This window comes from Bacteroidota bacterium (assembly GCA_036522515.1).
Lineage (GTDB): Bacteria > Bacteroidota > Ignavibacteria > UBA10030 > SZUA-254 > VBOC01.
Map to the genome: position 1 here is coordinate 80,126 of DATDFQ010000043.1, position 11,075 is coordinate 91,200.

General features: G+C 60.6%; 13 protein-coding genes. 11 read left to right on the forward strand and 2 right to left on the reverse strand.

Going from position 1 to position 11,075, the window contains the following annotated elements:
* Positions 1–7: 7 nt before the first annotated feature.
* Both VI215_06675 and VI215_06680 read right to left on the reverse strand, forming a co-directional pair.
* Positions 8–1,483 carry a radical SAM protein gene (locus tag VI215_06675; GenBank protein HEY6191997.1) on the reverse strand — a complete coding sequence of 492 codons (1,476 nt, stop codon included), beginning with the start codon at positions 1,481–1,483 and terminating at the stop codon, positions 8–10.
* A gap of 8 nt (positions 1,484–1,491) precedes the next feature.
* Positions 1,492–2,430: a hypothetical protein gene (locus tag VI215_06680; protein ID HEY6191998.1), complete on the reverse strand. Its 939-nt coding sequence runs from the start codon at positions 2,428–2,430 to the stop codon at positions 1,492–1,494.
* Positions 2,431–2,835: 405 nt separating this feature from the next.
* Between VI215_06680 and VI215_06685 the strand changes: the two genes are divergently transcribed.
* The 11 genes from VI215_06685 (at position 2,836) to VI215_06735 (ending at position 11,069) form a co-directional block, all read left to right on the forward strand.
* Positions 2,836–3,612, forward strand: coding sequence for a PASTA domain-containing protein (locus VI215_06685; protein HEY6191999.1), 777 nt, complete (start codon positions 2,836–2,838; stop codon positions 3,610–3,612).
* A gap of 16 nt (positions 3,613–3,628) precedes the next feature.
* Positions 3,629–4,285, forward strand: a complete 657-nt coding sequence (rpe, locus tag VI215_06690) for a ribulose-phosphate 3-epimerase (protein ID HEY6192000.1) — start codon at positions 3,629–3,631, stop codon at positions 4,283–4,285.
* A 105-nt stretch (positions 4,286–4,390) separates the two neighbouring features.
* Positions 4,391–4,873 (forward strand): Lrp/AsnC family transcriptional regulator, encoded by a 483-nt coding sequence (locus tag VI215_06695; protein ID HEY6192001.1) that lies wholly within the window; start codon positions 4,391–4,393, stop codon positions 4,871–4,873.
* A gap of 26 nt (positions 4,874–4,899) precedes the next feature.
* Complete coding sequence (gene glnA, locus VI215_06700; GenBank protein ID HEY6192002.1) at positions 4,900–6,345, forward strand: type I glutamate--ammonia ligase; 1,446 nt, start codon at positions 4,900–4,902, stop codon at positions 6,343–6,345.
* A gap of 103 nt (positions 6,346–6,448) precedes the next feature.
* On the forward strand, positions 6,449–7,231 hold the full coding sequence (locus tag VI215_06705; GenBank protein ID HEY6192003.1) for an enoyl-CoA hydratase-related protein: 783 nt from the start codon (positions 6,449–6,451) through the stop codon (positions 7,229–7,231).
* Positions 7,225–7,764 carry an adenine phosphoribosyltransferase gene (locus tag VI215_06710; GenBank protein ID HEY6192004.1) on the forward strand — a complete coding sequence of 180 codons (540 nt, stop codon included), beginning with the start codon at positions 7,225–7,227 and terminating at the stop codon, positions 7,762–7,764. The genes VI215_06705 and VI215_06710 overlap by 7 nt, the downstream gene beginning before the upstream one ends.
* Complete coding sequence (locus VI215_06715) at positions 7,761–9,137, forward strand: tryptophanase (GenBank protein ID HEY6192005.1); 1,377 nt, start codon at positions 7,761–7,763, stop codon at positions 9,135–9,137. Before VI215_06710 ends, VI215_06715 begins: the two co-directional genes overlap by 4 nt.
* Positions 9,138–9,147: 10 nt before the next feature.
* Positions 9,148–9,855: a Yip1 family protein gene (locus VI215_06720; GenBank protein ID HEY6192006.1), complete on the forward strand. Its 708-nt coding sequence runs from the start codon at positions 9,148–9,150 to the stop codon at positions 9,853–9,855.
* The gene (locus VI215_06725) at positions 9,855–10,226 is read left to right on the forward strand and encodes a metallopeptidase family protein (GenBank protein HEY6192007.1); all 372 of its coding nucleotides are present in this window, start codon (positions 9,855–9,857) and stop codon (positions 10,224–10,226) included. Before VI215_06720 ends, VI215_06725 begins: the two co-directional genes overlap by 1 nt.
* A 45-nt stretch (positions 10,227–10,271) precedes the next feature.
* Entirely contained in the window at positions 10,272–10,568 is a 297-nt protein-coding gene (locus tag VI215_06730) for a hypothetical protein (GenBank protein ID HEY6192008.1), read from the forward strand.
* Between the two features lie 6 nt (positions 10,569–10,574).
* Entirely contained in the window at positions 10,575–11,069 is a 495-nt protein-coding gene (locus VI215_06735; protein ID HEY6192009.1) for a hemerythrin domain-containing protein, read from the forward strand.
* Positions 11,070–11,075 lie beyond the last annotated feature (6 nt).

Genomic DNA, 11,075 nt, shown 5'->3' on the forward strand with positions numbered 1-11,075 from the left:
GGGAGCGCTACCGGTTTGTGTCGCCGCGCCGCGAGAGCGCTTCGAGCTCGGCTTCCAATCCAGGGAGAGTGAGCGCATGGTAGGCGGATGACGCCAGCCGCCGGATCGTCCGCCGATCCGGGAGTGAAGGCCTGGCGATCGATTGTTTGAGAAGTTCGATCCCCTGCCAGAGGCGGAACTTCTTGTGGGTCAGTCGATGGAGCGCGCGGTAAAATTCCTGGCTGTACTCCGTGGTTCCGACCATCGGGTCGAGATCGCGGCTGTCGATCCAGTTCCTTTTCTCGCCGAGGCCCGATTTCACGCGTTCGTAAAATTTCGTGCCCGGAAGGGGGTATGAAACCGAGATTCCGATCTCATCCGGCGCGCATTCCTTGACCATCCGGAGAGTCGATTCGATGTCGGACCGGGTCTCCCCGGGATAGCCGTACTGCAGAAAATGGCCGACACGGATCCCCGCCTCGCGGAGCCGGCGCGTCGATTCATAAATCTGTTCGACGCTTGTTCCTTTCTCCATCGCGTCGAGGATTTTCTGGGAACCGGATTCGGCCCCGATCCAGACGGTCTGGCAACCCGCGCGTTTCAGGTGAACAATCGTCTCTTCCTTCAGGAGGAGGTCGGAGCGTGAAAGGCATTTGAACGGGATCGCGGCGTCCGCCTCATTGACTTCGGCCGCGAACTCCTCGATCCATCCCGGCTTGAGGCCGAAAATATCGTCGCAAAACCAGAGGTGGTCCGGCCGGAATTCGCTCTTGAGGAGCGCCATTTCTCCCGCCACATTTCCCGGTGTGCGTGAATGATACGTCTGCCCGTAGACCGGTTTGGCGCACCAGTTGCAATGGAACGGGCACCCGCGCGTGGTCACGATATTCATCGAGAAGTAGCCGTGCCGCCGTTTCCACAACGCGCGGTACCGTTCCACGTGGAGAAGGTCCCTCGCCGGGAGGGGTAGGGCATCCAGGTCGTGCAGGAGCTCCCGCTTGCGGTTCCTTACGATCGCGCCGTCCCGGACGTAGACCAGCCCGTCGACCGGTTCGGCGTTCCGGCCGCCGGCCAGATGGCCGAGAAGCTCCGACAGTGTCGCCTCGCCCTCTCCGGCGATCACGTAATCGGCCCCCTGCTCGAGATACTCTCCCGCATGATCGCCCGGGTCAGATCCGTGAACAATGACCGTCGAGCCGTGAGCCTTCGCGAGGCGGGTGAGGCTGAATGCCGCCTCGCGCATCCTCGTCAGGCACATTTTCGTCAGGTAATTGAAGTCGTCGTCGAAGATCACCACCACATCCGGGCGGTGCCGCCTCAGGTGGAGGCCGAATTCTGCCGGTCCCGAAGCGAGCATGCTGTCAAAGAGCGCGACCCTGTGCCCCCCGGCGCGCGCGCCGGCGGCGGCATAGAGTGTGCCGAGAGGGGCGTAGGGCATCATGGCCCCGAACTCCTTCGGGTCGAGCGACAGGAAATATGAATGCGTGAAGAGAACGTTCGACATGGCCGCCCCTACGCGGGAGACTCTCCCTTCGTGAGCTCCGCGGGGAGTGAGTACGCCTCGAGCTTCCGCCGGTAGATTGAGAGCACTTTGCCGGAAAAATTTCCGACGTAGGCCCGGGATTCGGAGATGCTGCACCGAAACACATGATCTCTCGTGGCTTCATCCACGCCGGGGTACCGCTTTCTCCAGACGCGCTTCATGAACTCCATCAGGCGGGCGTCGAGCCGGTCCGCCCACTTCCCCTTGAACGGCAGCTCGAGGAGAGACTGGAGGACGCTTCTCCGGTTGTTCGGGGGAGCGGACCGGAGCGCGGAGATCCGGTAATTGGGGAAGAAGCCCTTGATCCAGGAATTTGCGTTCATGTACTTCAGGTAGAGAGCGGAATTGAAGAGCGGCTTGAGGTGCGCGATTTCCGTCGCCGTGTAGTAGTTGCGGTCGTCCAGGACGAGGTGATCCGAATCGAGGTAGTAGTTCAGGCAAAAATACTTCTTGCTGTTCAACAGGAAAACCTTTTTGAACGCCACGAGGAGCATCCTGCAAATCCAGAGCCGCCCCGGGACGGTCACCACCACATAATCGATATCGCTCTTCGGATTCGCGACCCCCTTGGAGAGGTCTCCGGAAATGAAAATGCCGCGGACGAAGGGGAATCGCTTGATGACGTGAGCCATGAGGCTTGCGATCGGGAATCTCCGGCGGGCGAGCCGCTCGCGCCTGATTCTGAGCCCGGCAAGATCGGCTCCCTCATGCGGAATGCTGTAATAGCCTCGTTCCCCGTGGATCGAACCCGAGCCCGTGAGAGTTCCGAGGAGCTCCAGAAACGAGCGTTTCGTAATGGAATTCCGCGGAAGGAGGTGAAATAACTCGTCGGCCGTGAGCGGATGCTCAAAGATATCGTAGTAGAGGAGTGTCCGGACGATATATGGATTCCAGGAACCGGGAGTCATCAGCGGGCCGATGCTTAAATTAAACGCTTTTTTTGGCAGATTGCAAGCCTCCACACGGAAAATCGGGCAAGTTGCATGCCACTCGAACCGGTATCCCGCCGGGCTGGCAAAAATCGGGCACCGGGAATTGGCGTTCCCTCCCGGATGGGACAGCCGTGGCACGGAACGGAAGAACCTTGTCCACTTGTTGGGACAGGGAACTCATGCTGGCCGGGAATTGGTAGCCGCAAGCTCTAGCTTGCGTTTGTTCAACGCAGCCTGAAGGCTGCGGCTACCGGCGCCGCTGCCAGTGACGCAACTTGAAGGATCGGCCGCCGCGGGGGAACGGGAGCAGACGCGGAACAGTTGATGTTGGGCAAGCTATTTCCTATATTTTCGCGTCATGAACGGCAAGAATCAGGTTTAATGAAGCGGCCCACGAAAGGGACATTCACATCGAGGCGGGCCAAGAGGATCTATCTCCTCCTCCTCGCCTTTTCAATCCTCTTCTTCGTTTGCAACGACATTATCCTCCCCTGGTATGTCAATCAGGGGGGTATCGTCGAAGTCCCATCCGTTCTGGGCGTTCCCTACGACGATGCCGTCAAGAGCCTCGCTACGCTCGGCCTTGAAGGGCGGAAAGGGGATGTCCGGCTCGATAAGGATCATCCCGCGGGCCTCGTCATCATCCAGAGCCCTTTCCCGGGCGAGAAGGTCAAGCGGGGGAGGCGGGTCTACATGACGATCAGCGGGGGGGAACAGCTCGTCGCAATTCCGAGCGTCAAAGGGAGGACTCTCCGGGACGCCAAGTTTGCGCTCGAACGCCAGGGATTAAAGCTCGGCACGGTCGAATACCGGCCCTCCGATTCGTTTCCCCAGAATACGGTCATCGAGCAGGCCCCCGGAGCGGGTGCGACCGCGAAACGCGACGCATTCGTTTCGATCGTCGTCAGCCAGGGGAACACCTTCCAGAAGATCACCGTGCCGGATGTGACCAGGAAGTCGCTGACGGAGGCGAAGGCGCTGCTCGCCGCAAGCGGCCTGAAACTCGGAAATATCACTTATATCCCGTCGACCGAGCTCTTGCCGAACACGGTCGTCGAGCAGTTTCCCCTCAAGGGGGAGCTTGTTTCATCCGGCCAGGCTGTCGATCTGTTCGTGGTCCAGGGCGGGGAGCGCAACAAGGATATCATCGAATATTGACCGGCCCCCCCGACTCATGGTCACCATAGCGCCATCGATCCTCTCCGCCGACTTCCGGGACCTGAAGCGGCAGATCCGTCTGGCAGAGCAGGGCGGAGCCGACTGGATCCATCTCGACATCATGGACGGTCATTTTGTCCCGAATATCACGTTCGGCCCCATGATCGTCAAGACCGTGCGATCGATCACGAAGCTGCCTCTCGACACGCACCTGATGATCGAGGATCCTCTCCGGTACATCGGGGAGTTCCGCGAGGCCGGCTCCACGAGGCTGACCGTGCATGTGGAAGCGTGTGTCCACCTCCACCGGGTGGTCGAGAGGATCAGGCAGGCCGGAATGAAACCGGGCGTCGCCCTGAATCCCGCCACGCCGGTCTCCGCGCTCGAAGAGATTCTCCCGTTCACGGACCTCGTGCTCGTCATGACGGTCAATCCGGGCTTCGGCGGCCAGGAGTTCATCCCCTCCTCTCTTGCGAAAGTGCAGGAAGTGGCGCGCATGATCGCGAAGAAAAAGCGGAAAACGGTCCTCGAGGTCGACGGCGGCATCGGCGAACACAACGCCGCGGAACTTGTCCGGGCGGGCGCCGCAGCCCTCGTGGCAGGACACTCCATCTTCTCCCAGCGCAACATTCCCCGCGCGATCCGCAACCTCCGCACGTCCGCCCTCCGGTAACGCCCCCCGGTACGATTTTTCTTGACAATATGCGTTCGGTGCCTTATATTGTCAGGTAGAAACAGTTTACTTCCTTAATAACGTCAACTTTTTCTTAGTTTTCCCTTGATAAGTAAGGAACCGACCCCGGCCCTGGACGAGGTGGACGCGGCCCTGCTGGATATCCTTCAAAAAAACGGAAGGACGAAAAGGAACGACCTCGCCGGAATGGTGGGCCTCTCGCTCCCCTCCGTGAGCGACCGGCTCAAGAAACTCGAGGAGGGGGGCCTCATCACGGAGTACCGCGCCATTCTCGATCCGAAACGCGCCGGGTACGACATCACCGCCTTTATCTTCGTCTCCGTCGATTCCTCCAAGCACTACGGATCGTTCATCGAGCATGCGCACGCCGCCGAAGGGATTCTCGAGTGTCACGCCGTCACCGGGGAAGGGACGCATCTCCTGAAGGTCCGGACTGCGAACACGTCGGCCCTGGAGAAGCTGCTGGCAAAAATCCAATCGTGGCAGGGAGTGCTCGGGACCCGGAGCAGCGTCGTCCTTTCGACCTCCAAGGAAGAGACCAGACTTAAAATTCACAATTCAAAATAAATCAACCTCAGGGAAAGGGAGAGTCAATGCCTGTACGCGCGACGAAGCCGTCCAAAAATATTGAACAGGTCTTCCGGACAATCAAGGACAGCGACATCAAAGTGATCGACCTTCGCTTTTGCGACATGCTGGGGCAGTGGCAGCACTTTACGGTGATGGGGAACGAGTTCGACGAAGACGCCTTCACCGAAGGCCTCGGGTTCGACGGATCGAGCATCCGAGGCTTCCAGGCGATCCACGAGAGCGACATGCTGCTCATTCCGGATCCCGACACGATCTTCGTCGATCCGTTCACCGCGGTGCCGACCCTGAACATCATCTGCGATGTGAAAGACCCCATGACGCTCAAGCGGTATTCGCGCGACAGCAGGTATGTCGCGGCGAAGGCCGAGGCGTACCTCCGGTCCACCGGGATCGCCGACACGTGCTACGTGGGGCCCGAGGCGGAGTTTTTCATACTCGACAGCGCCAGGTTCGATCAGTCGCACCAGTATGGATTTTATTACCTCGATTCCGAAGAGGGTTTTTGGAACAGCGGGAAGGACGGAGGGGCGGTCCCGAATCTCGGGCACAAGCCGCGGTTCAAGGAGGGATATTTTCCCACCGCGCCCCTCGACAGCCTTCAGGACATCCGGTCGGAGATGGCGCTCACGCTCGAAAAAACCGGCGTGCGGGTGGAGGTCCACCATCACGAGGTGGCGACCGCCGGGCAGGCCGAGATCGACATGCGCCGGGACACGCTGCTCCGGATGGGGGACAGCCTGTTGAAATACAAGTACGTCGTGAAAAATGTCGCCAAGCGCAACCGCAAAACGGTCACCTTCATGCCGAAGCCCCTGTTCAACGACAACGGTTCGGGAATGCACGTGCACCTCAGTTTGTGGAAGGGGGGTAAACCGCTCTTTTACGGCGACAAGTACGCCAACCTGAGCCCTCTCGCACTTCATTTCATCGGGGGCATCCTGAAACACGCGCCCGCCCTCTGCGCCATTACGAATCCGACGACCAATTCGTACAAGCGGATGACACCCGGGTTTGAGGCGCCGGTGAACCTCGCCTACTCGCAGCGAAACAGAAGCGCCGCGGTCCGGATCCCGATGTATTCGAAGAACCCGGCCGCGAAAAGGATCGAATTCCGGTGTCCCGACCCCGCCTGCAATCCCTATCTCGGATTTGCCGCCCTGTTGATGGCGGGCCTGGACGGGATCAAAAGCAAAATCGATCCGGGCAAGCCGCTCGACGTCGACATCTACGATCTCGGTTCGGCGGATCTGAAAAAGATTCCCACGGCTCCGGGCTCTCTCGAGCAGGCACTCGGGCATCTCGAGCGGGACCATGACTTCCTCCTGCGCGGGGATGTCTTCACCAAAGACCTGATCGAGTCGTGGATTGAATTCAAGATGGAGAAGGAAGTGAAGCCGATGCAACTCCGGCCCCACCCGTATGAGTTTTCCCTCTACTACGACGTTTGAGAATCGTCCGGAGCACCGATCGACGAGCCCCGCCCGGCAGACCGGACGGGGCTTTTTGTCGCGAAACTTGAGATTTGGGGGGAAGTTTCTTACTTTGAGCCCCATGGATTACTCCACGATCCTCTGCACCACCCAGGACCGCCTCACCGTTGTTACGATGAACCGCCCGGAGCGGAGGAACGCTCTCGACGGCGCGATGATCAAGGAACTCACCGACGCCTTCAGCGCCGCCAACCGCAACCCGCAGGTTCGGATGGTGGTCCTCACCGGCAACGGTCCGGCGTTTTGCGCGGGAATGGATCTGGAATACCTGCAGACGATCTCCGCACTGGGACAGGCGGAAAATCTCGAGGATGCCCGAAGCCTCACCAAACTCCTCGACCTTGTGCACGGGCTGAAGAAACCTGTTGTCGCCATGGTGAACGGCCCCGCGATGGGAGGAGGATGCGGACTCGCCGCCGCCTGCGATTTCGTCTTCGCATCGAAGGAACAGGCCGTCCTCGGGGCGCCGGAGGTGCGAATGGGATTTCTTCCCGCGGTCATCCTTCTCTACCTCGTCAAGAGAATGGGGGAGGGAGCGGCAAGAGAATTGGTCCTTCGGGGAGGGATCCTGGGCGCGGAAGAGGCGCGCGCCAGGGGCCTCGTCACCGAAGTCGTGGAGGGGGCCGCCCTGCCGGCCCGGGTGATGGAATTTGCCTCGGAGCTCATCAATTCGACGAGCGGCTCTTCCCAGATGCTGACCAAGGAGCTCTTCTCCCGGTATGACGAGATGGGCCTGAAGCAGGCGGAGGAATACGCGGCGAACCTGAACGCGCTCGCGCGCAAGACCGAGGATTTCCGAAAAGGGATCGCCGCGTTTAGAAAAAAAGACCGCCCCCAATGGTGACGAACACCCCGGAGCGCCTCCGCGCTTCCATCAGGAACGTCCCCGATTTTCCCAAGAAGGGGATCGTCTTCCGCGACATCACGACTCTCCTTCAGGACCCGGCGGCGTTTCGCGAGGCGAACGACTCGCTCTTCGAGCGGTACCGCTCGAGCGGAGCCGCGAAAATCGCCGGCATCGAATCGCGCGGGTTTATTTTCGGAAGCGTTCTGGCCTCCCGGCTCGGAGCGGGTTTCGTTCCCGTCCGGAAGCCGGGAAAACTCCCTTCGGCGAGCATACGGGAAGTCTACCAGCTCGAGTACGGCTCCGACGCGTTGGAGATCCACGCAGACTCGATCGCGGCGGGCGAGAAGATACTTATCGTCGATGATCTGCTTGCCACGGGGGGGACGGCCGCCGCGGCCTGTTCTCTCGTGCGGCGGCTCGGCGGCAGTATCATCGGTGTGGCATTCCTGGTCGAACTTGCGTTCCTGGGAGGGCGGAAGAAGCTGCAGGAATACGACGTCTTCTCGATCGTCTCCTACGAGAGCGAATGAAGACGATCATCGAGCCGTTCAAGATCAAGGTCGTCGAACCGATCGCGTTTTCCACCGTCGGGCAGCGGGAGGAGATTCTCCGCGTGGCGGGCTTCAACCCGTTTCTGATCCGGGCTGAAGACGTCCTGATCGACCTGCTGACCGACAGCGGCACGGCCGCCATGAGCGCGAAGCAATGGGCGGGGATGATGGAAGGGGACGAATCGTACGCCGGCGCCCGGAGCTTTTTCCGGTTCGAGAAGGTCGCCCGGGAGCTGACCGGATTCAAGCATATCATTCCGACCCACCAGGGGCGCGCCGCCGAAAAAATCCTCTTCACCCTGGCCGGAGGAGCCGGCAAGATCATCCCGAACAACATCCATTTCGACACGACCCGCGCGAACGTGGAATTCTCTGGCGCGGAGGCGGTGGACCTTCTTGCTCCCGCCGGGAGAGATCCGGCCCTCGTTGCGGACTTCAAGGGAAATATCGACCTCGACGGGCTCGCACGCCTCATCGAAGAGCGGGGACAGGATCATATTCCTCTGATCATGTTGACCGTCACCAACAACGCGGGCGGGGGCCAACCCGTTTCGATGGAAAATATCCGGCGGACGAAAGCCCTGGCTGCGAAGCACGGCATCCCTCTTTTTCTCGACGCATGCCGGTTCGCGGAAAACGCCTACTTCATCAAGAAAAGAGAGAAGGGGTACGGAAGCAGGCCGGTCAGGGAGATCGCCCGGGAAATGTTTTCCCACGCGGACGGCTGCACGATGAGCGCGAAGAAGGACGCGCTCGTGAACACGGGGGGATTTCTGGCGATGAACGACGACGCCCTTGCGGGCCGGGCGAGAAACCTGCTCATCCTCACCGAAGGTTTCGTCACGTACGGCGGGCTTGCAGGGCGGGACCTCGAGGCGATCGCACAGGGGTTGGAGGAGGTGCTCGACGAGCAATATCTTACCTACCGCATCAGGTCCGTCGAATACCTCGGCGAGAAACTCCTCGAGGCCGGCGTGCCGATGATCCAGCCGCCGGGAGGGCATGCGATCTATCTGGATGCGGCGCGCTTCCTTCCGGGGGTCCCCCCGGAGAAGTTTCCGGGCCAGGCGATCGTCTGCGAGCTTTACCGCGTGGCGGGGATCCGCTCGGTGGAAATCGGGAGCGTGATGTTCGGCCGCACGGAGCCCTCCACCGGCAGGTTTATCCCGCCCCCCATGGAGCTGGTGAGGCTCGCGATTCCCCGGCGGGTCTATACGCAGAGCCATATCGACTATGTGATCGAATCGGTGATCGAGGTATTCCGGAACAGAGACCGGCTCCGGGGATACCGGATCGTCGCCGAGCCTCCGGTGCTGCGCCACTTTTCCGCGCGATTCGCGCAACTCAACTGAGCGGGCTCCCGTGATCGCCTGCCCGGTCTGTCACGCGCAGAACAGCAACCTCGCCACCGTCTGCGCCGGCTGCGGCAGCTTCCTCCAGCAGCGGATCGAAAACCTCGATCTCTTTGCCTCCGCCTGGTCGGTCCTGGAGAGGCCCGCCAGAGGGTTCAAGACGATCGCCCTGGCGAGACACAAGAATTATATCCTGGTGCTTTCGGCGGTCGCCGGCGTGGCGCTGGTCTTCGGATTTTTCTGGCTCGCGAAGATGGGGGAGTACGCCCAAAACCTCATCAACATCCTTGCGGCCGGACTGGCCCTGGCGGCGCCTGCCGGAATCCTCTCGGTCCTGTTCATCTCTCTGGCGATCGTGCTCGCTTCCCGGGCGCTGCGTCTCCGCGTGCGCTTCCGGGACGCGTACGCCGTGGTCGCCTACGCGTCGGTCCCGCTGATACTCACTTCTCTCCTGTTCCTCCCGATCGAAGTGCTTTCGTTCGGTTCCTATTTCTTCGCTCGGACTCCGTCGCCCTACTCGATCCGGCCGCTCTCCTATGTCGTGCTCCTCGCATTGGACGGGGCGTTTGCCGCCTGGTCGATCATCCTCCTGCTGGTGGGCGTCCGCGTCCTCGCCGGCGCCGGGTGGATGAAATCGGGCGCGGCGGTCCTCGCGGCCCTGCTCCTCGCGGCGCTCGCCGTCGCGGGGTTGATGCAGTTCACCCTTCCGCGCGTCTGATGGACCAGGACGCATTCGAGCTGGCCGTCGAGCGGGTCTTCGACCGGTTGCCCGACCGGTTCAAGGAGGCGATCGAGAACGTCGGCGTGTTCATCGAAGAGTACCCCTCCGCGGATCTCGTCAAGTCGCTGAAGCTGCGGTCGAAGCACGATCTGTTCGGGCTGTACCAGGGGATCCCGTTGACTGCGAGGGGAACCTGGTACGGAATGACCCCGGTGCCGCCCGATAAGATCTCCCTCTACAGGCGGAACATCGAGGCGGGCAGCAAGAGCGACGCGGAAATCGAGGAAAGAATCTATGAGGTGCTCCTGCACGAGATCGGCCATTACTTCGGGATGTCGGAAAAAGAGATCCGCGCAGCAGGATATTAGAAAAACTTTTCGTATATTTGCGGGACTAACAATGAAGGGTAAGCAATGGGGAAAGTGATGTTTACGATTTCGTATGAAGTAAAGCCTGAGAAGAGGGAGGAATATCTGGCTCTTTCCCGGGAGATGAAGTCCTACCTGGCCGGTACCGCCGGCAAGAATTACGCCGTGTACGAGCTCAAGGGCAAGAAGAACCATTTTTCAGAAGTATTCATCTTCGGCAGTATGGAGGAGTACGACCAGCTCGAAGATCAGGACGAGCAGATGAGCGAAATGGTCCAGCGCCTCGAGGCGCTGCTCACCAACGGCAAGATGAACTATACGACGCTTCTCGAGTCGCTGTAGCCCCGCGTGCCCCCCGCCCGCTTGCGAAAACCGGCCGACCCGATCGCCCAGCTCATGCAGGAGCACAACCATGCGCTCGTGCAGCTGAAGCACATGAGCAAGGCGGTGCGGGCAATTTCACACGACGGGTATTCCGCAAAGCAGTTCCGGCAGATTCACGCAGCGCTCCGGTTCATCCGCGAGGAAGTGACGGTCCATAACCACAAGGAAGAGGCGGCTCTCTTCCCCGTGCTCGAACGATATGTCGAGGGGCCGACCCGCGTCATGCGCAACGACCACAAGCTCCTCCGCCGGGGCTTCACCGAGTTGCGGCTCGCGGCCGGGAGGGTGGAGAAACACCGGGACAGCTTCGCGGCGATCAAGGCTCTCTCCGGGGTTTCACAGCGGGTCATCCAGCTCTTCGTGAACCACATCCACAAGGAAAACTACGTCCTCTTTCCGCTCGTGCAGCAATTCCTCACCAAGGAAGAACTCCGCGAGATCGCCCGGAAGATGCTCTGATTGTCG